The following is a 21,595-nucleotide window of genomic DNA, read 5'->3' on the forward strand; positions in this document are numbered from 1 at the left end:
ATGTCCATAACGACCACCATGCGCGCGACGGCGCAGAGCTTGACGGCTGCGTGCCGTCCCCTCTATCAGAAATGCAACATTGTTACATTTGAGGCTCGTCCTGTGCCGACTGCGCGTCGATTTGTCCGCCTGCTGCAATGGCCCGCTGCGGTGCTTCTCGGCACTTTGCTTGCGGGTGCAGCTTCTGCTGCGCCAACACAGTATCCGCTGACACTGGAGAACTGCCGCGAGAGCGTGACCTTCGCCGGTCCGCCCAAGCGCGTCGTCGCGATCGGCCAGACGCAGACCGAAATCCTCTACGCGCTCGGTCTCGCCGACCGCGTCGTCGGCACCGCGGTCTGGTTCTCGCCGGTCGCCAAGCCCTATCAGGCGGTCAACGCCAAGGTGAAGCGTCTCGCCGACAACGATCCGAGCTTCGAAGCGGTGCTCGCCCAGGAACCGGATCTCGTCACCGCGATGTTCGAATGGCATGTCGGGCCCAACGGCATCGTCGGCAAGCGCGACCAGTTCGCCAAGGTCAAGGTGCCGACTTACGTTTCGCCGACCGACTGTGTCGGCAAGGACAATTCCGGCGCCGGCGATGGCGTGCGCACGCAAATGTTCACGATGGAGCTGGTCTATCGCAATATCCGCGAGTTCGGCCAGATCTTCGACGTCGCCGATCGGGCCGATGCGCTCATTGCCGAGCTGAAGGCGCGCGAGAACAAGGCGGTCCAGGCTGTGGCGAACGTCAAGGCCAAGGACGTGCCGGTCGTGGTCTGGTTCTCCAGCAAGGACATCAAGGGCGACGGCTTCATGGCCGGCAAGAACGGCGTGCCCGCCTATATCCTGTCGAAGCTTGGCGCCCGCAACATCATCACCACTAATGAGGAATGGCCACTGGTCGGCTGGGAGAGCATCGCTGCCGCCAACCCCGCGGTGATCGTCACGGTGAAGATGGATCGCCGCCGCTTCCCGGCCGACGACATCGAGAAGAAGCTCGACTTCCTCAAGACCGACCCCGTCGCCAGCAAGCTCGATGCGGTGAAGAACAACCGTGTCGTCATCATCGATGTCGGTGCGACCCGCGCCGGCCTCGACACGGTCGATGGCATCGAGACGCTAGCCAAGGCGATCGCCGGTTTCGGCCTTTCTCCTTGAGCCACGCCGTCCACGGTCCCAACTGGCCAGCGCGGATCGCCATCGCGCTGGCGGCTCTGCTGGCGCTCACCTTCTCGGTGGCGCTGGCGGTGACGATCGGCGAGATGCGCATTCCGCTGGAGACGGCGCTACGGGCGCTCGGCAACGGCCTGTTCAGCCTCGATTTTCCGGTCAGCGCGATCCAGCAGGGCGTGATCTTCGATTACCGCCTGAGCCGGGCGCTGATGGCTGGCTTATGCGGTGGCGCCCTCGCGCTCTCGGGCGCCATCCTGCAGGCGCTGCTGCGCAACCCGCTGGCGGAGCCTTATGTGCTGGGCATCTCGGCCGGGGCCTCGACCGGCGCCGTCGCGGTCCTGATCCTCGGCGTCGGTATCGGCGGCACGGCGCTGACGGTCTCTGCCGGCGCCTTTATCGGCTCCTGCGCCGCACTTGCGGTCGTCGCGCTGCTGGCGACGGGCGCCGGCAGCGCGAGCGATCGCGTCATCCTCGCAGGTGTCGCTACCTCGCAACTCTTCAATGCGGCGACGGCGACGATCGTCACGACATTGGCCAGCGCCGAGCAGGCGCGCGGCGTGATGTTCTGGCTCCTGGGGAATTTCGGCGGCGTGCGCTGGCCGGATCTGTGGATCGCCGCGCCGGTCGCCTTCATCGGCTTTGCCATCTGTATGCTGCACGCCAAGGTGCTCGACGCCTTCGCCTTCGGCGTCGATGCCGCGGCCTCGCTCGGCGTCGCGGTCACCAGGGTGAAGGTCATTCTCTTCGCGACGACCGCGGTGATGACCGCGGTGATGGTCTCGATCGTCGGCACGGTCGGCTTCGTCGGTTTGATCATTCCCCATGCCGCTCGCTTCCTCGTGGGCTCCGGCCACGCCCGTCTGCTGCCGGCCTGCCTCGTCATCGGCGCGATCTTCATGATCCTCGCCGACATCCTGTCGCGTATCCTGATCCCGCAGCAGATCCTGCCGATCGGCGTGGTGACGGCGCTGTTCGGTGCGCCGGTCTTCGCCCTGATCCTCTACCGCGCGAGGCAGCCGGCATGACGCTTGCGACCCGCGAGGTGCGCTGGGGCGCCGCCGGCCGGATGATCGTCGACGGGGTGACGCTGCAGGCGGCTCCCGGCCGGGTGCTCGGCCTGATCGGGCCGAACGGTTCGGGCAAATCAAGCCTGCTCAGGCTGCTCTGCCGGCTGCGCAATGTCGCCAGCGGCGTCGTCATGCTCGATGGACGCGACATCGCCGGCGTGCCGCGGCGTGATCTCGCCCGCCGGCTCGCCTTCGTCGAGCAGCAGGCAACCACCGAGATCCAATTATCTGTCTGCGACGTCGTCCGCCTCGGCCGCACGCCGCATCGCGCCGCGCTGGCATCGTGGAACGACGCCGACGAGGCGGCCGTGAACGAGGCGCTGGCGCGGGTCGGACTCACCGAGCGGCACGACCAGTTCTGGTACACGCTTTCGGGCGGCGAGCGCCAGCGCGTCCATATCGCGCGTGCACTCGCTCAGGAGCCGAGCGAGCTCATCCTGGACGAGCCGACCAACCATCTCGACATCCAGCACCAGCTCTCGATCCTGGGGCTGGTCCGTCGCCTCGGCATCACCTGCATCATGGCGCTGCACGATCTCAACCTCGCGGCGATGTTCTGCGACGAGATCGCGCTGCTGCATGAGGGGCGATTGCAAGCAGCGGGGTCTCCGGACCAAGTCCTAACCGCCGAAGCCATCCAGCGCATCTTTGGCGTCGCGGTCTCGATCCGCACGGGGGCGTCGGGACGCCGGCATATCGAATACCTGGTTGAGACGGAACGGAGGCAGTCGTGAAAGCAGCTGAGGCGCAGGCTCAGGTCTCGGATTACTGGACCCGGCGCGCGCCGGCTTTCGATGGCGCGGCCTCCCATGTCGCGCAGGCTTCGCTCTGGCGCGATGTTCTCGCTGCCGCCTTCGAGACTGAAGATGCGAAGGACGTCGTCGATCTCGGTACCGGGACGGGTGCCTGTGCGCTGATCGCCGCCTCGCTGGGACACCGGGTGCGTGCCTGCGATGGCTCCGAGGGGATGCTCGCTGCAGCTCGCAAGGCCGCCGAGGCGTCCGGGCTCGACGTCACCTTCGAACAGGCCCTGATCGAAGAGGCAACGTTCGCGCCGGCTTCCGCCGATATCGTGACGCTGCGCAACGTGCTCTGGACGCTTCCCGACCCGATGGCGGCGCTGCGCAAGGCGCAACTGATTCTGCGGCCAAGCGGCCTGGTGCTCGTCTCGGACGGGCTCTGGTCGGTCGCGGCGCAATACCGCTCAACCTATCCCGACGGGCTCGCCGCCAGCCTGCCGCGCCATGACGGCCTGACCGAGGACGAGACTCGCACGATGCTGAGCGAAGCGGGCTTCGGGCCGGCGCGGAGCTGGCAGCATCTCTTTCCGGCGTCGCCCTATCCCGGCGATGTGCCGATGTTCGTGCTGACGGCGCGAAAAGGCTAAGGCAGCTGGCGATCCTTGGCGGCCGGAAGCTTGCGGTTTCGGCTCAGGACGGGGTGAGCGCAGCCATCAGAACCAGGAACAGCATCGCAACCGGAGCCGCTAGGCTTCGGTTTCATTCTGTCCGGCAATGTCCTGGAAACACTGTGCTCTAAACCGAGCTAGGTAATGGCGCGCCCGAAAGGATTCGAACCTCTGACCCTCAGATTCGTAGTCTGATGCTCTATCCAGCTGAGCTACGGGCGCATGACAGCGGAGCGGTTTAGAAGGCCGCCGGGGCTGACGAAAGCCGACTTAAAGGCTCGCGCCGCGCTTGGCAAGCCCCGTTCTGCCGACTTCGTTCGCTTTCTCTTGGAGCCCGGACCTGGCGGCTGCCAGGAAGTCGTCAGCGGTGCTTGCCGTGCAGGAGGAGCGGATGCGGGGCTTCGCGCTTGCTCGTCTCGCCGGCCAGCGGCTGGCCGCCCTGCCGGGACTTCGGCAGCTTCTCGGCGATGCCGTAGAGCTCTTCACGGCGGTCCATCTCGCGCCAGATCTCGCCGGGTGTGATGCCGAGCTCGCTCCACAGCACGACGAGATTGTAGAGAAGGTCGGCGCTTTCGCGGACGACCGCCGGGCGATTGTTCTGCACCGCCTCGATGCCGACCTCGACCGCTTCCTCGCCGAGCTTCTTGGCCATTTTTGGCACGCCTTCGCGGATAAGCTTGGCGGTTCGCGACAAGGCCGGATCACGAGCACGGGCCGAGAGGACGGCGGCGTAGAGCTTCTGCACCGAATCGGTCATTGCAGCAGAATCGGGCCGCCATGTAAGGGTTTCGTGACGGTCCCGCCGCTTGCGCCGGGCGCTCATCGCACCAGCCCTGCGAAGAGGCGCGCCACCTCGCGGTAGACATCGCGCTTGAACGGGATGATCAGCTCCGGTGTCTGCGCCAGCTCGACCCAGCGCCAGGCATCGAACTCCGCCTTGTGGCCGCCGGCCGGAGCGAGAATGTTGATCTCGCTCTCGTCGCCCTCGAAGCGGAAGGCGAACCATTTCTGCGACTGGCCGCGATAGCGGCCGCGCCAGGCTTCCTTGCCGATCTCGCGCGGCAAGTCGTAGCTCAGCCAGTCCGGCGCCTCGGCGAGCAATGAGACCGAAGAGACATTGGTCTCCTCGCGCAGTTCGCGATAGGCGGCCTCGATCGGCTGCTCGCCGGCATCGATGCCGCCTTGCGGCATCTGCCATTCATGGCCTGGCGCGACATGCTCACGCTGGCTGCGATTGGCGCGGCGCCCGATGAAGACGAGGCCGGCCGGATTGAACAGGGCGAGGCCGACGCAGGGGCGGTAGCCGGCGGGAGGTTTCGTCATCGCAGCGAGCCGGTGGTCGAAGGGTTGCGGAAGCCGCGGGCGGCGCTGACCGGGACGATGACCAGGTTCTTGCCCTCGAGCGTGCGGGCCCAGCGGGTGATGCGCTCGACCGTGACCGGCAGCGCGCTGGCGATGGCGACGACTGCGCCCTGGTCGCGGGCGAGCGTCTCGAGGCGCTGCAATTCCTTGTCGATCGCCTCGGCACGCGGGACGGCGTCGAGCGCGAGGTCGGCCTTGAGCGCCGGAATCTGGGCCCGCGTCGCCGTCGATGCGAGCAGGCTGCGCGGCGAGGAGCCGTCGTCGACGACCATCAGGCCGCGTCCGGCGAGCTCACGCAAAAGCGGCGTCAGCGCCGTATCGTCGGCGGTCAGGCGGCCGCCGAGGAAGTTGACGATGCCGACATAGCCGGTGACGCGGCCGAGCACCCATTGCAGTCGGTCGAGATTATCGCTGCCCTTTTGCCCTGTGAGCAGGGTATGAGGCCCCGGATCGTTGTCGGGATAGTCGAAGGGCTCCATCGGGACCTGCAGGAAGACCTCATGGCCCTCGCTGCGCGCCCGCTGCACGGTCTTCTCCAGATCGGCGCCATAGGGGGCGAAAGCGAGCGACACGGCCCCTGGCAGGCGCGCGATCGCCTCGCTGGTCGAGCTCTGGCTGATGCCGAGGCCGCCGACGAGGATCGCGATCCGGCCGGCTGGCTTGTTGGTAGGGGCGGGGCCGAGCGGACGCGCATAGACCTGCATCGGCGTCGCCCCATCGGGGCCGATCTTCGGCAGGATACCATGCCGGGTGCGTTCGACGAGGCGCTTGTCGGGCGACGGCGCGAGCTTGATCGCCCCGTCATCGGGCACGGTGATGATGATAGCGCCGGGGGCGTCGGCACCTGGCCGGACGACGGTGACGCCGGATTCGGTTTCGAGCTGGCTGGCGCTGGCGGGACCGCGCCTTTCCTCAGGCGTGGTGGGCTGAAGCGGGGCCTTGGCGACATCAGGAGACGCAGGACGCTCGCGGATCATGGCGGTCGCGACCGGCTCGCCGCCGACGGGGTCGCGCTTCAGCGCTGCGTAGAGTGCGAGACCGGCGAAGATGACAGCCAGAGCGCTGGTCAGGCCGCGCCAGAGCCAGCGCGCATAGGGGCGCGGCGCGTGCACGCGCTTCGCCTGCCCGAGCGGCTGGTCGAGTTCGCTGAGCGGCAATCCAACCAAGAAGCGCCGTCCTCTTCGACGTCATCACGCATGCGAATCAGTTCGCATCGCTAGAGTCGGATGATTCGGGCGGGAATCAATCGTCAATCGGCCGCAGGGAAAACAATCTCCTGCGGCCGTTGCACAAGTATCGAGTTATCGGGCTGGAAAGCCCGGCGACTCGGTCCGACTTGCTCAGTTGGACTTGCCGGCTTCCGGAGCGGGTGCGGGGGCCGGCGTGGCAGGCAATGCCACGTCCTTCTTGCCGCGCAGCAGGTTGAGCGCCGCGGCGAGCTGGGTGTCCTTGGCCGGATCAATCGGAACGTAGGACGGCGAGCCGGCTTGCTCCTCCTTGCCGTCGCCATTGCGCAGATGGCCCTTGAGCGAGGCCTCGCCCTTGTTCTCGATCTTCTCCTTCAGCTCGGCCGGCACATCCTGGATGATCTCGATGTCGGGCGTGATGCCCTTGGCCTGGATCGAGTTGCCGGACGGGGTGTAGTAGCGCGCCGTGGTCAGCCTGAGGCCACCATTGTCGCCGAGGCGGATCACGGTCTGCACCGAGCCCTTGCCGAAGGAACGCGAGCCCATGACGGTGGCGCGCTTGTGGTCCTGCAGGGCGCCGGCGACGATCTCCGCGGCGGAGGCGGAGGAGCCGTTGATCAGCACGACGACCGGCTTGCCCTTGGTCAGGTCGCCCGACTTGGCGTTGAAGACCTGGGTCTCCTCGGCGTTGCGGCCGCGCGTCGAGACGATCTTGCCGCGCTCGAGGAAGGCGTCGGAGACCAGCACCGACTGATCGAGCCGGCCGCCGCGGTTGTTGCGCAGGTCGATGACGTAACCCTTGATCTTGTCGAAGCCGATCTCGGCATTGACCTTGTCGAGCGCCTTGCGCAGGCCCTCATAGGTCTGCTCGCTGAAGGTGCCGATGCGGATATAGCCGACATCGTTCTCGACGCGCTCCTCGACCGCCGGCACGACGATGTTGGACCGGGTCAGGGTGAATTCCAGCGGCTCGGTCTTGCCGGGGCGCTCGATCTTGAGCTTCACCTGCGTGTTGATGATGCCGCGCATCTTCTCGACGGCCTGGTTGAGGCTGAGGCCCTTGACCTCGTCACCGTCGATCTGGCGGATCATGTCGCCGGCCAGGATGCCGGCCTTGGATGCAGGCGTGTCGCGAATCGGCTTGGCGACCTTGAGGACGCCGTCCTCCATCGTCACCTCGATGCCGAGCCCGCCGAACTGGCCGCGCATGTCGATGTCCATGTCGCGGAAGCTCTTGGCATCGAGATAAGCCGAGTGCGGATCGAGCGAGGAGACCATGCCGTTGATGGCGGCCTCGATCAGCTTCTGCTCATCCGGCTTCTCGACATAGTCGGTGCGGATCTTCTCGAAGATGTCGCCGAAGAGGTTGAGGCTGCGGTAGACCTCGGCCGAGGCCGCGACCGCGCTGGTCGAGGAGAACAGCCTCGTCTGCGTGGCGACACCAGTGAGGCCCGCGCCGGCGATAGCGCCGACCAGAACGAGAGAAACCTTGCGCATCATCCGCGAACCTTTTCGCTTTGCGATTTCGTCCACCACGGCGTCGGATCGATCGAGACGCCGTCTTTCCTGAACTCGATATAGAGAACCGGCTCGCCGGTTCCCGCTCCCACATTCGTCGCGGCCGCTTCCGCGGTCTCGCCCATTACCGCTACCGGCTCTCCAGCCAGCACAAACTGGTTCAACGACACGTCGATGCGCTGCATGCCTGCCAGAAGAACATAGTAACCATTGCCGGCATTGAGGATCAAGAGTTGGCCAAAGGAGCGGAACGGCCCCGCATAGACCACCCAGCCATCCGAAGGTGACGAAACCACGGCATTTGGCCGGGTTGAAAGCGAAATTCCGCGTGTTGGGGCGCCAACTTCATCGCTCGAACCAAATCCACGCAATTGTGAACCGGCGACCGGCAGGGGCAGCATGCCGCGCAGTTCCTGGAAGGCCGCCTTGGGGGCGAGCCGGGCGGGATCGCGGAAGGCGAGCTGCGCCATGCGCTGGCGCTGCTCCTGCGTCTCGGCCTCGAGTGCCCGGCGGGCGGCTTCGGCGGCGCGGGTGGCGGAGGAGATGTCCTTCTCGATGCGCTCGACGAGGTCGCGCAGGGTTTTTGCCTGCGTTGCGAGCTCACTGCCGGTGGCGCGCTGCGCCTCGATGTCCTGCGCGGCGCTCGCCTCGCGGCTGCGCCGCGCCTCGATCAGCGAGGCGAGGCGCTGGCGCTCGCCAGCCAGGCCTTCCATCTCGGCAGCGATAGCCTTGCGCTCTTCGGCGATGCGTTCGCGCAGGCGCACCAGCTCGGCGAGGTCGGTGCCGAGGATTGCGATCTCCTGGCGCAGATCGGGCACGACCGCACCGAGCAGCATCGAGGCACGCACCGCTTCGAGGATGTCCTCCGGCCGGACCAGCACCGCCGGCGGCGGCCGGTGGCCGATGCGCTGGAGCGCGGCCAGCACCTCGCCGATGAGGCCGCGCCGGCTTTCCAGCGAGCGCCGGATCGCGGTCTCGCTGGTCTGCAGCAGCGAGAGACGCTGTTCTAGTCCGGCGATGCGGCCTTCGGCTCCTTGCGTGCGGGCGGTGGTATCGAGCAGGGCCTGGTTGAGCTTGGTCCGGTCGGCGCGGATGCCGGCGATCTCGGCTTCCAGCTTGGCGCGGGCCTCGGCGCTGCCGGCGAGCCGCTCCTCGATCGCCTTGAGCTCGGCTTCGCGGGCGCGCTTCTCCTCGCGCTTCTGTTCTGTCTCGCGGGCGGTCTGCTCCGAATCAGGAGCGGCAGCCGTCTGAGCCAAGGCGGTGCCGGTGGCGAGGCAAGCGCACAGCAGCGCCGGCCAAGGCCGGAGCGCGCGCGAGATCCGAATCAGCCGGGAGAGGCGGGTCATGCCCGATGATAGGGGTGTCCGGCCATGATCGTCATTGCCCGATAAAGCTGTTCGAGCACAAGGGCCCGGACGATCTGGTGCGGAATGGTCAGCGCTCCGAACGAAAGCACCAGTGTGGCGCGTTCGCGCAACTCGGCGTCGAGCCCGTCGGCGCCGCCGATCAGCAGGGTCGCGGCCGGGGTTCCGGCATCGCGCGCCATGGCGAGCCTATTGGCGAATGCGTCGCTGTCCAGGCTCTTGCCGCGCTCGTCCAGGGCGATGACGAGCCCGGAAGGCGGCAGGCGCTCCGCTATCAGCCTGGCTTCGTCGCGGCGGCGCTCCTCGGTGCGGCGGCCGCGGCTTTCGGCAAGCTCGACGACATCGGGCCCGCTCAAGCCGAGTCCACGGGCAAGGCCCTGGGCGCGGTCCTGATAACGGGCGCAAAGATCGCGCTCCGGCCCATCCTTGAGGCGGCCGACGGCGATGACCGAAAGGCGCACGAAAACTAGGGGCTAGCCGTCAAGGCGCTCGCGCGGCCGATCGGCGCCCCACATCTTTTCGAGATTGTAGAACTGGCGCACTTCCGGGCGGAAGATGTGGATGATCAGGTCGCCGGTGTCGATCAGCACCCAGTCGCAGGCGGGAAAGCCCTCGACCTTCGGCGTGTCATGGCCAGCCTTCTTGAAGGCTTCGACGAGGCTGTCGGAGATCGAGGCGACATGGCGGTTGACCCGGCCGGAGGCGATGATCATGGCGTCGGCCAGCGAGGTCTTGCCGACCAGATCGATCACGGTGGCGTCCTCGGCCTTCATGTCGTCCAGGACCTGCAGGGCGAGCGCAATGCTGGGCGCAGCCGGATTGTCGGTCAGGGCAGCCGGGGGAAGCGGCGCAGTGGCAGCTTCGCCGATCGATTGACGGTTCAGAGTCGTATCCTCACGTGACGACGCGCTCACAGCGCGACACCCCCAATTTAAGCGCCGGAGGGGTTGAGTTCAATTGCTTTCGGCGAGTTCGCGCAGATAGGTTGAAGACAGCTCGGAGCGCCGGCCGTGCAGGAAGATCCAGGCGGGCGAGGTGCGCACCGGTAGGGCGGCGCCTTGGTTCTCCGGCAACCGCCAGCGCGCCATCCAGTTGGCGGCGGGGGAGGCGACCGAGTGGAGGGTCGAGCCCGGGCGGTCGATCACCGCGATCGGCATCATCCTGGCGATGGTGCGCCATTCGTTCCAGCGGTGGAAATTCGCCAGATTGTCCGAGCCCATGATCCAGACGAAGCGCACACCCGGGCAACGGCGCTTCAGCTGGCGCAGCGTGTCGGCGGTGTAGCGTGTACGCAGCGTCGCCTCGATGCCGGTGACATTGATGTGGCCGTGGTCGGCAAGCGCGCGAGCGGTCGCGATGCGCTGCGTCAGCGGCGGCAAGGCGTGGTTGTCCTTCAAGGGGTTGCCGGGGGTGACCAGCCACCAGACCCGGTCGAGCTGGAGCCGGCGCAGCGCCGTCAGGCTCGCCATGCGATGGCCGTCATGGGCCGGGTTGAAGGTGCCGCCGAACAGCCCGATGCGCAGGCCGGGCGCGTGCGGCGGCAGGCGCAGCTCCTCGGCGCTCACGGTCGGACCTGACCCCGGCCATGGACCCGATATTTGAAGGAACAGAGCTGCTCGACGCCGACGGGCCCGCGCGCATGCATGCGGCCGGTGGCAATGCCGATCTCGGCGCCGAAGCCGAACTCGCCGCCATCGGCGAACTGGGTCGAGGCGTTGTGCAGGACGATCGCCGAATCGACCTCGGCGAGGAAACGGGCTGCGGCTGCCTCGTCTCCCGTCACGATCGCATCGGTATGGTGCGAGCCATAGGTCTCGATATGCGTGATTGCGGCGTCGAGGCCGGGCACGACCTTCACCGCGATGATGCGGTCGAGATATTCGGTACGCCAATCCTCCTCGCTGGCCGGCGTGACGCGCGGATCGACGCCCTGCGCCGCCATATCGCCGCGCACGGCACAGCCTTCGTCGAGCAGGGCGGTGACGAGCGGCTGCAGATGCGTCGTGGCGCAGGCCTCGTCGACCAGAAGCGTCTCGGCTGCGCCGCAGACGCCGGTGCGACGCAGCTTGGCGTTGAGCAGGATCGCGCGGGCCATGTCGAGATCAGCCGCGGCATGGATATAGACATGGCAGTTGCCGTCGAGATGGGCGAAGACGGGCACGCGCGCTTCCTTCTGCACGCGCGCGACGAGGCTCTTGCCGCCGCGGGGCACGACCACGTCGATCGCGCCATCGAGTCCCTTGAGAATCTCGCCGACGGCGGCGCGGTCGCGGCTCGGCACGAGCTGGATCGCCTCACGCGGCAGGCCGGCCGCAGTGAGCCCATCCTGCATGGCGGCGGCGATCTCGCTCGAGGTCCGGAAACTGTCGGAACCGGCGCGCAGGATCGCGACATTGCCGCTCTTCAGGCAGAGTGCCCCGGCATCGGCCGTGACGTTGGGGCGGCTCTCGAAGATCACGGCAACGACGCCGAGCGGGGTGGCGACGCGCTCGAAGAACAGGCCATTGGGCTGTGTCCAGCTCGCCAGCACGCGCCCTACGGGATCGGGCAAGGCGGCGATGTCGGCGACGGCCTGAGCGATCACCTCCAAGCGGGCCTCATCGAGAGCGAGTCGGTCGATGAACGAGGCGGCGAGGCCGGCGGCCTGCCCATCAGCGAGATCCTGACGATTGGCAGAGAGGATCGCTTGCGCACGCTTGCGCAAGGCGACTGCCATGGCCGCGAGCGCACGGTTACGCTGCTCCGCCGGGGCAGTGCCGACCCGGCGCGCCGCGGCGCGAGCGCCCCGGCCGAGCGCCGCCATCAGCGCGGCGACGTCGCCGTTCTCGTTGTCAGGCGCGGGCATGCGCCGGGCGCTTTCGCTGGTCATTATGGGCCTGAAGTTTCCTCACACACCTGGATCGTAGCCGAGGCGCAGCGCCATGTCGTCCCGGTGAATCATCTCGGCGCGGCCGGGATAGCCGAGCACCGCCTCGATATCGCGAGAGGCTTTGCCGAGCACGCGCGCCGCCTCGTCCGCATCATAGGCGACGAGACCACGGCCGAGCTCGCTGCCGTCGCCGGCACGAATCACCACGGCGTCGCCGCGGCTGAAGGCGCCTTCGATCCGGGTCACGCCGACCGGCAGCAGGCTTGCGCCGCCGCGCAAGGCACGGGCGGCACCGTCGTCAAGATGGAGCGTGCCGCGCGGTTCGAGCGAGCCGGCGATCCAGGTCTTGCGCGCTGTGGCGGGCGTAGAGGCGCTGAGGAACCAGGAGCAGCGTGCGCCTTCGGCGACGGCCCGCAGTGGATTCTTGGCGCGGCCATCGGCGATCAGCATATGGGCGCCGCCGGCGGTCGCGATCTTGCCGGCCTCGATCTTGGTGCGCATGCCGCCACGGGAGAGTTCGGAAGCCGCGCCGCCGGCCATCGCCTCGATCGCAGGCGTGATCGCCGGGATGACCGGGATGTGCCTGGCGTCCGGGCTGGACAGAGGCGGGGCGGTATAGAGCCCGTCGATATCGGAGAACAGCACCAGCAGGTCGGCGCCCGCCATAGTCGCGACGCGGGCGGCGAGCCGGTCATTGTCGCCATAGCGGATCTCGGAGGTGGCGACGGTGTCGTTCTCGTTGATGACCGGGACGGCGCGCAGGTCGAGCAGCCGGCCGAGCGTCGCACGAGCATTGAGATAGCGCCGGCGTTCCTCAGTGTCGGCGAGCGTCAGCAGGATCTGGCCGGCATTGAGTCCGTGATGGCCGAGCGCTTCTGCCCAGTTGCGGGCGAGCGCGATCTGGCCGACCGCGGCGGAAGCCTGGCTCTCCTCGAGCTTGAGCGGCCCGGCCGGCAATTTCAGCACGGTGCGGCCGAGCGCGATCGCGCCGGAGGAGACGACGAGCACGTCGGCACCGCGGCCATGCAATTCGGCGAGGTCCTCGGCGAGCGCGGCGAGCCAGGCATGGCGCAGACGCCCCTGTGCACGATCAACGAGCAGGGACGAGCCGACCTTGACGACGATGCGGCGGAACTGGTCGAGGGCGGGCAGATTCACGGCGGGACCGGGCTTCAAGGCGGGCAAGACAGTGCCTGTCGCCGTTCCTTGGCCAAATCGCCGGCATTGTAAAGCAGTGCGGGTGCATTGCCGCTACGCCGCGCGCGGTACAGGCCTGTCATACCGGCGCGCCGAGCACCCGGACGATCCAGTAGGCCTGGTAGGCGATGTGCAGCAACGCCGTTGCGAGCTGCAGGCGCTTGTTGGCGAAGAGCGAGGCGAGCAGGCAGAGCCCGAGACCGAGCGGGACCTGGACGAGATAATCGGCGCTGTAGTGGCTCCAGCGCTCGGAGCCCTTGATCGCGGTATCGACGACATCGAGGGCGAAGGTCAGCGCGAAGAGGCCGAAGAACCAGCGCCTGCGGTTGAGGAAATAGTCCTCGTAATCGGCATATTCGTCGAGATCGTCCGGGAATAGCAGTGCACAGAGCAGGAAGAGCGTCAGCGCGTAGACGATCAGGAAGATGAAGGTGCTGAAGGTCAGGCTCGGCAGCCGCGACAGCGCGAACTCCCACCACCAGAACAGAGCGAGCTCGACGAGCAGCGAAAAAACCCACAGCAGATGGATCGCCGACAGCCGATAGCGCTTCGGGTGCTGGATCAGCCTGGCGAGGCCGGTGAGCAGCCGCGTGATGCCGAGGCCGACCACCATGCCGATAACGATGCGGATATGGGGGAAGAGCTCGTTGGCGGCTTGCGAATCCATTGGCGTCCGGCGTGATCGACGGGAGGCTCAAGGGTGCATGGCGGGCCGTGTCATGCCAAGAGGCGCGAGGCGATGCGGGTTTGCCATGCGCAAAACGGGGTAAAACGGGGGTGGCGCTGGCCGCCGATTTCTGTTACCGGGGCGCATAATTCATCAAGGGTCGGGCTCAGCCTGGCCCTTTTTCCTTCCATCCTGCAAAGCTGGAGACACGGATGCAGGTTCTCGTGCGCGACAACAATGTCGATCAGGCCATTCGCGTTCTTAAGAAGAAATTGCAGCGCGAAGGTGTGTTTCGCGAGATGAAGCGTCGCGCTTCCTATGAGAAGCCGTCCGAGCAGCGCGCCCGCGAGAAGGCCGAGGCCGTCCGCCGCGCCCGCAAGCTCGCCCGCAAGCAGGCTCAGCGCGAAGGTCTGATCGCCGCGCCGAAGCCGAAGGTGCTCAAGCCCCGCGCTGCCGGCGCAGCCGCCCCGCGCTGATTTCACTACAAAAACCCCGCGCGCTGCATTATCTGCTGCGCGCGGGCGGCATTTTCGCCCGAGCAACTCCTGAAGGCCAACCTTGAAGAATCCGAACGACCGCCATTTCACCGACCGCCAGGCCAACTCCGCCAATGCGAAGAAGGCCCTGCTCGAGCGCTTCAAGAAGCGCCCTGGGCCGGACGATCCGGTGATGGTGCAGCGTCGGGCCGAGCGCGAGGCGATCGCCGTCGCGCGGGCCGAGCGCGATGCCAAGAAGGAAGCGGAGCGCCTGGAAGCCGAGCGCCTCGCCGCCCTGGAGCGTGCAGCCCAGGAGGAGGCCGAGCGTCTGGCCGAGATCGAGCGCGAGGTGCAGCGCAAGGCCGAGCAGGCCAAGCGCGATGCCGAGCGGCCGCGCCGCGTGCTGCTCGAAGCCGTGCAGTATATGGAGATGCGGGTCGCCGGTAAGCGCCGCTGAACACGAATTCTCGATCAGACTCGTCCGATCGATGGCGGCGCTGCACTTTGTGCGGCGCCGTTTTCTTTGGCGCATAGGCGTTAGCCAGGCTGTTTCTTTCCGCAGGAGAACAGCACTCATTCCCTTGGGAACATTATCCCTTCCGCCTGCAACTAAAGTGCAATGACTTCTACGCTTGCTATCTCCCCGTGCGGCCGAAACTCTGAAGGCTGACGGCCATCAGAGCCGCAAACAATGCACGCCGGCTTCAACGGCGCCGTTTCTCTGGGGAGAGAACCATGACGTCCGAAGCGACGAAGACGCGCGCCAATAGGCGCAATTTCCTGAAAGTGGCCGGGCTCGCAGGTGCAGGCGCAATCGCGATGCCGCAGGTCAGCCGGGCGCAGACCGTGACCTGGAAGTTCCAATCAACCTGGCCGACCAAGGACATCTTCCACGAATTCGCCGGCGATTTCGCCAAGCGCATCAACGACATGTCGGGCGGGCGGCTCAAGGTCGACGTGCTCGCCGCCGGCGCCGTCGTGCCGGCCTTCCAGATGCAGGATGCGGTCGCGGCCGGCATCCTCGATGGCGGCCATGGCGTCTCGGCCTATTGGTACGGCAAGAACAAGGCGTTCTCGCTGTTCGGCACGCCGCCGGCGCTGGGTTGGGACGCCACCAACTTCCTCGGCTGGATGAACCATGGCGGCGGCTACGATCTCTATAACGACCTCGTCCAGAACCAGCTCAAGCTCAATCTCGTCGGCTTCTTCTCCGGGCCGATGCCGTGCCAGCCGCTCGGCTGGTTCAAGAAGGAGCTGAAGACGGCCGACGACTTCAAGGGCCTGAAATACCGGACCGTCGGTCTCGCCGCCGACCTGATGCGCGAGATGGGCGCTGCGGTGACGATCCTGGCCGGCGGTGAGATCGTGCCGGCGCTGGAGCGCGGCGTCATCGACGGCGCCGAATTCAATAACCCGTCCTCGGATTCGATCCTCGGCTTCCAGGACGTCGCCAAGGTCTACATGCTGCAAAGCTATCACCAGGCGGCGGAGAGCTTCGAACTGCTCTTCAACAAGACCAAGTTCGATGCACTCTCGCCGGAGCAGAAGGCGATCGTGAAGTACTCGGCCGAGTCGGCCTCCTCCGACATGATCTGGAAGGCGCTCGACCGCTACTCCAAGGATCTCGAAATGCTGCGGGGCAAGGGCGTCACCGTCGTCGCGACACCGGAGGTGATCCTGAAGGCGCAGCTCGCCGCCTGGGACAAGGTGCTGGAGAAGCTCGGCGGTGAGAGCCCGTTCTTCAAGAAGGTGGTCGACAGCCAGAAGGACTGGGTCAAGCGCACGGTCTCCTACCAGCGCCTGAATGAGCCCTCGCGCGATCTCGCCTTCAACCACTTCTTCAAGACCTGAAGGCCGCTGCCCTGACGGAGCCGCGTCCGCCGTCCTTGTGACGGCGGGCGCTTTTGCCATTCTTAGAACAGCAGGCGACGGACGCGGATGAAACTGATCCTCGCGATCGACAAGTTCAACACCGCCATCGGCAAGCTCGCCGGCTGGACGATCCTGATCCTGACGCTGGCAATCAGCTACGAGGTCTTCGCCCGCTACGTATTGCGCGCGCCGACCGAATGGGCCTTCGACGTCAGTTATATCCTCTACGGCACGCTGTTCATGCTGGCCGGACCCTATGCGCTCGCCCGCAACGCCCATGTCCGCGGCGATTTCCTCTACCGTGCCTGGAGCCCGCGGACGCAGGCGCGGCTCGATCTTGCGCTCTATTTTCTCTTCTTCTTCCCGGGCATCATCGCGCTGGCCTGGGCCGGCTACAAGTTCGCGGCCTTCTCCTGGATGATCGGCGAGCATTCCTCGAACTCGCCGAACGGGCCGCCGCTCTACCATTTCAAGTCGCTGATCCCGATCGCCGGCGTGCTGATGACGGTGCAGGGGCTGGCCGAGGTGGCGCGCTGCGTCATCTGCCTGCGCACCGGCGAGTGGCCGCCGCGCCTGCACGACGTCGAGGAAACCGAGAAGCTCATTCTCGAACAGGCCGCGGCCGCGCAGGGCGCGCCCGATGCGGGGAAAGCGATCTGATGCTGGGCATGGGCAATCCGGAACTGGGCGTGGTGATGCTCGTCCTGTTCATCTTCTTCATCATGCTCGGTTTCCCGATCGCCTTCACGCTGATGGCTCTCGGTGTCGGCTTCGGCTACTGGGCGATGGGCGACATCGTCTTCAACCTGGTGGTCCAGCGCACCTATTCGGTGATGGCCAACGACGTCCTGGTCTCGATTCCGCTCTTCATCTTCATGGGCTACATCATCGAGCGGGCGAACATCCTCGACAAGCTGTTCCACTCAATCCAGCTCGCGCTCGGCAACGTGCCGGGCTCGCTCGCCATCGCGACGCTCGCGACCTGCGCGATCTTCGCGACCGCGACCGGCATCGTCGGCGCGGTGGTGACACTGATGGGGCTGCTCGCCTTCCCGGCGATGCTGCGCGCCGGCTACGACGTCAGGCTCTCGGCCGGCGTGGTCTGCGCCGGCGGCTGCCTCGGCATCCTGATCCCGCCCTCGGTGATGCTGATCCTCTACGGCGCGACCGCCGGTGTTTCCGTGCCCAAGCTCTATGCCGGCGCGCTGTTTCCCGGCCTGCTGCTGGCCGGGCTCTACATGCTTTATGTGCTGATCCGCTGCTGGCTCAACCCGGCTCTGGCGCCGAAGCTGCCGAAGGAGCAGACCGATGTGCCCTGGACGACGGTGACCTGGGCGCTGCTGACCAGCTTCTTCCCGCTCACCATCCTGATTATGTCGGTGCTCGGCTGCATCTTCTTCGGCCTGGCGACGCCGACGGAAGCCGCCGCGATCGGCTCGCTCGGCAGCCTGATCCTGGCGGCCGCGTATCGCTCGCTGACATTCACCAAGGTCAAGGAGTCTGTGATCCTGACGGCGCGGACCTCGGCGATGGTCTGCTGGCTCTTCGTCGGCTCGTTCATCTTCTCGTCGATCTTCGCCATCCTCGGCGGTCACGAGCCGATCAAGAACCTCGTCACGGCGCTCAACCTGTCGCCGACCATGTTCCTGATCGTGGCGCAAGTGATCATCTTCGTGCTCGGCTGGCCGCTGGAATGGACCGAGATCATCGTGATCTTCGTGCCGATTTTCCTGCCGCTGCTGGAATTCTTCAAGATCGACCCGCTGTTCTTCGGCATCCTGATCGCCTTGAACATCCAGACCTCGTTCCTGTCGCCGCCGGTGGCGATGGCGCCGTTCTACCTGAAGGGGATCGCGCCGCCGCACGTCACCATCAACCAGATCTTCTCGGGCGTGATGCCCTTCCTCTGGATCGTGCTGGTGGCGATGGTGCTGGTCTATGTCTTCCCGGGCATCGCGCTCTGGCTGCCGAAATATCTCTACGGCTGAGAGCTCAACCCTCGGTGCGGGCGTCCTGCCCGCACCGGAAGCTCGCAGACTTCTCGTCGGCGAGACGGCGAGCTGAGTTATTGGCGTCCGACTTGCGGGCGTCGACGCTGCCGAGAATGCAGGACGCACCATCCGGCGCGAGCCGATAGACGACGAGCCGGCTGCCATCGAGCTTGCCGACGCTCTGGCCGGTCGCATAGCGCACGATAGCCGCCTGCGGCCGGCTGCCCTTCGGGCTGCGCCATTCGATCGTCCTGCCGACCTCGAAAAAGGCGGCCTTGTCCGAGATCGTCTCCTGCAACGCCTTCCCACCGAACGCGACGGCGGATGAATCGTCGCCGGCGGTCCAGACCACGGTGATGCCAGCCTTGCCCGGGCAGCGATGGACCGCGACGGGATCGCCATTACCCTTGTCCTTGCGGCATTTGGCGTAGTCGTGGGCGGTGTAGCTGCTCGCCCATTGCTCGGCGCGGAGAGGCGCTGCGAGCAGGGTCGCAAAGCCGATGGCGAGAGCGAGCCGTCCGATCGTCATGGCGCGGGTTCTCCATTCAGAGGCGACTGATCCGACGACATCCAGCGCCTGCCGGCAAGCCGCTGCTCACAGGCAGCCGAGCGGAACCAAGCGGCCTTCCGCGAATTTTTTCTGCGAACCGCGCGATTCCGGCCCTGCGACCGACAAGTCCGCAGCATGGCGAACAGTTCGCCACCCGGCTATCCATTCGGAGAATGAACATGACCCGCACCAAGAAGAGCTTCGCCGCCGCCGTCGCCGCTTTGGCGCTGGGCGCTTCCGTTTTCGCCACCTCTGATGCCGAGGCCCGCCCGCGCTATCGCGGCGCCGCGATCGGAGCCGGCATCGTCGGCGCGCTCGCCCTCGGCGCCCTTGCCGCCGGCGCTGCCAGCGGCCCGGCCTATGGCTACTACGATGACGGCTATGCCCCGGCCTATGCCTACGGCCCGGCCCGTCGCTGCCATCTCGTCGACCGCGTCAATTACTATGGCGAGGTCATCGGCACCCGCCGCGTCTGCCGTACCTATTACTGAGTTTCACCAAGGGCCTTCCTCCCCGGCCCGACATCCTGGCCCGCCGGTTCGTCCGGCGGGCTTTTTTCGTCGCGCGCCTCCCGGTGGTTAGGTTCTTGCTCGTCGATGTCACCTCGCTGACAATGTGCATGCATATTGAAGGCGGTGACGATGACACCCCTATTCATTGCCGCGACGATTCAATTTCTGATTCCGGTTTTCGGCGTCAGCACATGGTTCGCGCTGACGCGGGCGAACGGCGTGCACGGTCGGGCGATCGCAGCTCTTCTCACCGTGTGGTTCGCGATAGCTGCGGCTTTCGCGTTCATGCCCAGCCTGGCCGCGTGGCGGCAAGACAACGCAGCGGTGCAGCCCGCTTTTATCCTGTCGACGATCGCGATCGCGGCTGCTTTGCACGCGGTCCCGTCGGTGCGGGACTTCTTCCGGGGCGCGAGCCTGACGCCGCTACTTGCGCTGTTTCTCTGGCGCGCCGTTTTTGGTTTCCTGCTGGCGATGCTGTGGTTGGCCGGTGGGCTGCCCACCGCGTTCGCGCTACCTGCCGCGATCGGCGACATGACGGTCGGACTGTGGGCCGGGCTTCTATTGTGGCGTATGCGTCGCGGCGATCAGCCTTCGCGGCTTCATCTGTGGCTATGGAATCTCGTGGGTCTTCTCGACCTGCTCAACGTCATGCGGCTCGCGGTCACCGTTGTCGTACCCTGGCTGGCCGCGAATCCGGCCCTGCCGGAATTTCCGCTGCTGCCATTGTTCGGTGTGCCGCTCTTCATCGCACTGCACCTGCACATGTGGCGCGCGTGGCAGCGCTGACGAGTTCGCCCGCCGGTTAACCCGGCGGGCCTTTTTCGCGCTTCCGCGGATCAGCCGCCGGTCGACATGGTCAGCGGCGGCTTCACCTCGGCCGGGACCGGCGAGGTATAGCCGCCATCGGCGGCGACGCGCTTCTGGAAATCGGCCTTGGCGGCAGCCATCAGCTGGGGATCGGTCAGTACGGCGGCGCCGGTCGCCGCCATCGCCTTGGCGACCTGGATCATCGCCTTGTGCGCCGCCGGCATCTTGCCCTGCGCCACGACCTGCCAGGTGTGGAAGGGCGTGCCGATCGCGACGGTCGGTGCATGCGCCTGCACCGTCGGGACGACCCAGCTGACGTCGCCGACATCGGTCGAGCCGATCGCCGGGTTGCGCGGCGAATCGAGCGGCACCGTGAAATCGGCGAGCTCGGCGTCGGTCTTCGGCACGCCGATCGCCCGCCAGACCGCATCGATGTCCTTCTGCGACAGGGTCGAGCGGATCTGCCTGGCGAACTCCTTGTCGGCGTCGTCGAAATGCGGCGGGCCGAGATCTTCCATGATGCCCTGTAGTGCCTTTTCCAGCGGGCCATTGCCGACGACGTTGGAGACGGCGCTGACGATCTTCATCTCCATCGTCGTCTCGGTCATCAGTGCGGCGCCCTCGGCGATCTTCTTGACGCGGCCGACCAGCTCGAGCATGCCCGGCAGGTCACGGGCGCGGATCGAGTAGCGCACGCGGGCATGGGCCTGGACGACGTTGGGGGCGATGCCGCCGGTGTCGAGCAGGGCATAGTGGACGCGGGCGTCGCTCGGCATGTGCTCGCGCATGTAGTTGACACCGACGCTCATCAGTTCGACGGCGTCGAGGGCACTACGGCCGAGCTCGGGCGAGGCGGCGGCATGCGAGGCGCGGCCGGTGAAGATGAAATCGGCGCGGGTATTGGCGAGCGAGAGCGGGGGGGTGACCTCCCAGAAGCTGCTCGGGTGCCAGGAGATGGCGATGTCGGCATCCTTGAAGGCGCCGGCGCGGACCATGAACGCCTTGGCGGCGCCACCTTCCTCGGCCGGGCAACCATAATAGCGCACACGACCGGGCAGCTTGTTCTCGGCGAGCCAGTTCTTCATCGCCGTCGCCGCCAGCAGCGCGGCCGAACCGAGCAGGTTGTGGCCGCAGCCATGGCCGTGGCCGCCGGTCTCGATCTCGCTATGCTTGGCGACGCCGGATTCCTGGCTGAGACCCGGCAGCGCGTCATATTCGCCGAGGAAGGCGATGACCGGCCCGCCTTCGCCGGCTTCGCCGACCACTGCGGTCGGGATGTCGGCAACGTTCTCGGTGATCCGGAAGCCCTGGTGCTGGAGCTCGGCGACATGCTCGGCGACCGAGCGCTTCTCGGTGTAGCAGACCTCGGGAATGGCCCAGACCCGGTCGCTGAGTTCGATGAAGCGCTCTTTGCTGGCGTCGACGTGACGCCAGAGGTCGTTGCGATTGTCCATGTTTCTTCTCGCTGGAGGGAACCTCTCGGGCCCCTTGTCGCAAGCACGGGCTCGTGCGTCCAGCAACCGTGGGGCATGGCGGCTCTGCCTCATGGCTTTCTTCTGCGCTTGCTTTTCGGCGCGGCATCGGCCTGATGCG

Annotated in this window: 24 protein-coding genes and 1 tRNA gene; 11 read left to right on the forward strand and 14 right to left on the reverse strand. The window is 66.6% G+C overall.

What is annotated here, in order from left to right:
• Nucleotides 1-129 precede the first annotated feature (129 nt).
• Genes BLM15_RS31965 through BLM15_RS23480 form a run of 4 tightly spaced genes read left to right on the forward strand, consistent with a single transcriptional unit; the run spans nt 130 to nt 3,609 of the window.
• Nucleotides 130-1,140 carry an ABC transporter substrate-binding protein gene (locus tag BLM15_RS31965; RefSeq protein WP_236846798.1) on the forward strand — a complete coding sequence of 337 codons (1,011 nt, stop codon included), beginning with the start codon at nt 130-132 and terminating at the stop codon, nt 1,138-1,140.
• Entirely contained in the window at nt 1,137-2,180 is a 1,044-nt protein-coding gene (locus BLM15_RS23470) for a FecCD family ABC transporter permease (RefSeq protein ID WP_126115021.1), read from the forward strand. The genes BLM15_RS31965 and BLM15_RS23470 overlap by 4 nt, the downstream gene beginning before the upstream one ends.
• Nucleotides 2,177-2,956: an ABC transporter ATP-binding protein gene (locus BLM15_RS23475; RefSeq protein ID WP_126115022.1), complete on the forward strand. Its 780-nt coding sequence runs from the start codon at nt 2,177-2,179 to the stop codon at nt 2,954-2,956. Before BLM15_RS23470 ends, BLM15_RS23475 begins: the two co-directional genes overlap by 4 nt.
• Nucleotides 2,953-3,609 carry a class I SAM-dependent methyltransferase gene (locus BLM15_RS23480; protein WP_126115023.1) on the forward strand — a complete coding sequence of 219 codons (657 nt, stop codon included), beginning with the start codon at nt 2,953-2,955 and terminating at the stop codon, nt 3,607-3,609. The genes BLM15_RS23475 and BLM15_RS23480 overlap by 4 nt, the downstream gene beginning before the upstream one ends.
• A 166-nt stretch (nt 3,610-3,775) precedes the next feature.
• Here BLM15_RS23480 and BLM15_RS23485 read toward each other — a convergent pair.
• The 12 genes from BLM15_RS23485 to BLM15_RS23540 form a co-directional block, all read right to left on the reverse strand.
• Nucleotides 3,776-3,852: transfer RNA gene (locus BLM15_RS23485), tRNA-Arg, on the reverse strand.
• A gap of 139 nt (nt 3,853-3,991) precedes the next feature.
• Nucleotides 3,992-4,387 (reverse strand): phosphoribosyl-ATP diphosphatase, encoded by a 396-nt coding sequence (gene hisE, locus BLM15_RS23490; RefSeq protein WP_126115024.1) that lies wholly within the window; start codon nt 4,385-4,387, stop codon nt 3,992-3,994.
• Between the two features lie 62 nt (nt 4,388-4,449).
• Nucleotides 4,450-4,953 carry an RNA pyrophosphohydrolase gene (locus BLM15_RS23495; RefSeq protein WP_126115025.1) on the reverse strand — a complete coding sequence of 168 codons (504 nt, stop codon included), beginning with the start codon at nt 4,951-4,953 and terminating at the stop codon, nt 4,450-4,452.
• Nucleotides 4,950-6,158, reverse strand: coding sequence for a divergent polysaccharide deacetylase family protein (locus BLM15_RS23500; RefSeq protein WP_126115026.1), 1,209 nt, complete (start codon nt 6,156-6,158; stop codon nt 4,950-4,952). Before BLM15_RS23500 ends, BLM15_RS23495 begins: the two co-directional genes overlap by 4 nt.
• Before the next feature lie 174 nt (nt 6,159-6,332).
• On the reverse strand, nt 6,333-7,676 hold the full coding sequence (locus BLM15_RS23505) for a S41 family peptidase (RefSeq protein WP_126115027.1): 1,344 nt from the start codon (nt 7,674-7,676) through the stop codon (nt 6,333-6,335).
• Nucleotides 7,676-9,043, reverse strand: a complete 1,368-nt coding sequence (locus BLM15_RS23510; protein WP_126115028.1) for a murein hydrolase activator EnvC family protein — start codon at nt 9,041-9,043, stop codon at nt 7,676-7,678. The genes BLM15_RS23505 and BLM15_RS23510 overlap by 1 nt, the downstream gene beginning before the upstream one ends.
• Nucleotides 9,040-9,522 carry a 23S rRNA (pseudouridine(1915)-N(3))-methyltransferase RlmH gene (gene rlmH, locus BLM15_RS23515; protein ID WP_126115029.1) on the reverse strand — a complete coding sequence of 161 codons (483 nt, stop codon included), beginning with the start codon at nt 9,520-9,522 and terminating at the stop codon, nt 9,040-9,042. Before rlmH ends, BLM15_RS23510 begins: the two co-directional genes overlap by 4 nt.
• A gap of 12 nt (nt 9,523-9,534) precedes the next feature.
• Nucleotides 9,535-9,975 carry a ribosome silencing factor gene (gene rsfS / locus BLM15_RS23520; RefSeq protein WP_442859391.1) on the reverse strand — a complete coding sequence of 147 codons (441 nt, stop codon included), beginning with the start codon at nt 9,973-9,975 and terminating at the stop codon, nt 9,535-9,537.
• A 39-nt stretch (nt 9,976-10,014) separates the two neighbouring features.
• Nucleotides 10,015-10,626, reverse strand: coding sequence for a nicotinate-nucleotide adenylyltransferase (locus BLM15_RS23525; RefSeq protein WP_236846395.1), 612 nt, complete (start codon nt 10,624-10,626; stop codon nt 10,015-10,017).
• Entirely contained in the window at nt 10,623-11,906 is a 1,284-nt protein-coding gene (locus tag BLM15_RS23530) for a glutamate-5-semialdehyde dehydrogenase (RefSeq protein ID WP_126116323.1), read from the reverse strand. The genes BLM15_RS23525 and BLM15_RS23530 overlap by 4 nt, the downstream gene beginning before the upstream one ends.
• Nucleotides 11,907-11,948: 42 nt before the next feature.
• Nucleotides 11,949-13,088: a glutamate 5-kinase gene (gene proB, locus BLM15_RS23535; RefSeq protein ID WP_206438560.1), complete on the reverse strand. Its 1,140-nt coding sequence runs from the start codon at nt 13,086-13,088 to the stop codon at nt 11,949-11,951.
• A 118-nt stretch (nt 13,089-13,206) separates the two neighbouring features.
• Nucleotides 13,207-13,794: a hypothetical protein gene (locus BLM15_RS23540; protein WP_126115030.1), complete on the reverse strand. Its 588-nt coding sequence runs from the start codon at nt 13,792-13,794 to the stop codon at nt 13,207-13,209.
• A gap of 212 nt (nt 13,795-14,006) precedes the next feature.
• Here BLM15_RS23540 and rpsU point away from each other — a divergent pair, with 212 nt between their 5' ends.
• From rpsU to BLM15_RS23565, 5 genes are all read left to right on the forward strand, one after another.
• Nucleotides 14,007-14,270: a 30S ribosomal protein S21 gene (gene rpsU, locus BLM15_RS23545; protein ID WP_110489825.1), complete on the forward strand. Its 264-nt coding sequence runs from the start codon at nt 14,007-14,009 to the stop codon at nt 14,268-14,270.
• Between the two features lie 82 nt (nt 14,271-14,352).
• Complete coding sequence (locus BLM15_RS23550; protein WP_126115031.1) at nt 14,353-14,727, forward strand: DUF6481 family protein; 375 nt, start codon at nt 14,353-14,355, stop codon at nt 14,725-14,727.
• 278 nt (nt 14,728-15,005) lie between these two features.
• Nucleotides 15,006-16,121, forward strand: coding sequence for a TRAP transporter substrate-binding protein (locus BLM15_RS23555; RefSeq protein WP_126115032.1), 1,116 nt, complete (start codon nt 15,006-15,008; stop codon nt 16,119-16,121).
• A gap of 87 nt (nt 16,122-16,208) precedes the next feature.
• Nucleotides 16,209-16,802 (forward strand): TRAP transporter small permease subunit, encoded by a 594-nt coding sequence (locus tag BLM15_RS23560; RefSeq protein WP_126115033.1) that lies wholly within the window; start codon nt 16,209-16,211, stop codon nt 16,800-16,802.
• An 8-nt stretch (nt 16,803-16,810) separates the two neighbouring features.
• Nucleotides 16,811-18,130 carry a TRAP transporter large permease gene (locus BLM15_RS23565; RefSeq protein WP_206438697.1) on the forward strand — a complete coding sequence of 440 codons (1,320 nt, stop codon included), beginning with the start codon at nt 16,811-16,813 and terminating at the stop codon, nt 18,128-18,130.
• Nucleotides 18,131-18,134: 4 nt separating this feature from the next.
• On the opposite strand, the gene BLM15_RS23570 is transcribed toward BLM15_RS23565, so the two are convergent.
• Nucleotides 18,135-18,662 (reverse strand): hypothetical protein, encoded by a 528-nt coding sequence (locus tag BLM15_RS23570; RefSeq protein ID WP_126115034.1) that lies wholly within the window; start codon nt 18,660-18,662, stop codon nt 18,135-18,137.
• Nucleotides 18,663-18,862: 200 nt separating this feature from the next.
• Between BLM15_RS23570 and BLM15_RS23575 the strand changes: the two genes are divergently transcribed.
• Both BLM15_RS23575 and BLM15_RS23580 read left to right on the forward strand, forming a co-directional pair.
• Complete coding sequence (locus BLM15_RS23575) at nt 18,863-19,174, forward strand: hypothetical protein (RefSeq protein ID WP_126115035.1); 312 nt, start codon at nt 18,863-18,865, stop codon at nt 19,172-19,174.
• 150 nt (nt 19,175-19,324) lie between these two features.
• Nucleotides 19,325-19,981, forward strand: coding sequence for a hypothetical protein (locus BLM15_RS23580; protein WP_126115036.1), 657 nt, complete (start codon nt 19,325-19,327; stop codon nt 19,979-19,981).
• 50 nt (nt 19,982-20,031) lie between these two features.
• Here BLM15_RS23580 and BLM15_RS23585 read toward each other — a convergent pair whose 3' ends face one another.
• Nucleotides 20,032-21,456 (reverse strand): M20 family metallopeptidase, encoded by a 1,425-nt coding sequence (locus BLM15_RS23585; protein WP_126115037.1) that lies wholly within the window; start codon nt 21,454-21,456, stop codon nt 20,032-20,034.
• Nucleotides 21,457-21,595: the final 139 nt, after the last annotated feature.

Source organism: Bosea sp. Tri-49, assembly GCF_003952665.1.
Lineage (GTDB): Bacteria > Pseudomonadota > Alphaproteobacteria > Rhizobiales > Beijerinckiaceae > Allobosea.

Coding starts and splice junctions, on each gene's coding strand:
- BLM15_RS23475 (WP_126115022.1), top strand. CDS start 2,177: ATGACGCTTGCGACCCGCGAGGTGCGCTGGGGCGCCGCCGGCCGGATG.
- hisE (WP_126115024.1), bottom strand. CDS start 4,387: ATGACCGATTCGGTGCAGAAGCTCTACGCCGCCGTCCTCTCGGCCCGT.
- BLM15_RS23495 (WP_126115025.1), bottom strand. CDS start 4,953: ATGACGAAACCTCCCGCCGGCTACCGCCCCTGCGTCGGCCTCGCCCTG.
- BLM15_RS23505 (WP_126115027.1), bottom strand. CDS start 7,676: ATGCGCAAGGTTTCTCTCGTTCTGGTCGGCGCTATCGCCGGCGCGGGC.
- BLM15_RS23510 (WP_126115028.1), bottom strand. CDS start 9,043: ATGACCCGCCTCTCCCGGCTGATTCGGATCTCGCGCGCGCTCCGGCCT.
- BLM15_RS23530 (WP_126116323.1), bottom strand. CDS start 11,906: ATGCCCGCGCCTGACAACGAGAACGGCGACGTCGCCGCGCTGATGGCG.
- BLM15_RS23540 (WP_126115030.1), bottom strand. CDS start 13,794: ATGGATTCGCAAGCCGCCAACGAGCTCTTCCCCCATATCCGCATCGTT.
- rpsU (WP_110489825.1), top strand. CDS start 14,007: ATGCAGGTTCTCGTGCGCGACAACAATGTCGATCAGGCCATTCGCGTT.
- BLM15_RS23555 (WP_126115032.1), top strand. CDS start 15,006: ATGACGTCCGAAGCGACGAAGACGCGCGCCAATAGGCGCAATTTCCTG.
- BLM15_RS23560 (WP_126115033.1), top strand. CDS start 16,209: ATGAAACTGATCCTCGCGATCGACAAGTTCAACACCGCCATCGGCAAG.
- BLM15_RS23565 (WP_206438697.1), top strand. CDS start 16,811: ATGGGCAATCCGGAACTGGGCGTGGTGATGCTCGTCCTGTTCATCTTC.
- BLM15_RS23570 (WP_126115034.1), bottom strand. CDS start 18,662: ATGACGATCGGACGGCTCGCTCTCGCCATCGGCTTTGCGACCCTGCTC.
- BLM15_RS23575 (WP_126115035.1), top strand. CDS start 18,863: ATGACCCGCACCAAGAAGAGCTTCGCCGCCGCCGTCGCCGCTTTGGCG.
- BLM15_RS23580 (WP_126115036.1), top strand. CDS start 19,325: ATGACACCCCTATTCATTGCCGCGACGATTCAATTTCTGATTCCGGTT.
- BLM15_RS23585 (WP_126115037.1), bottom strand. CDS start 21,456: ATGGACAATCGCAACGACCTCTGGCGTCACGTCGACGCCAGCAAAGAG.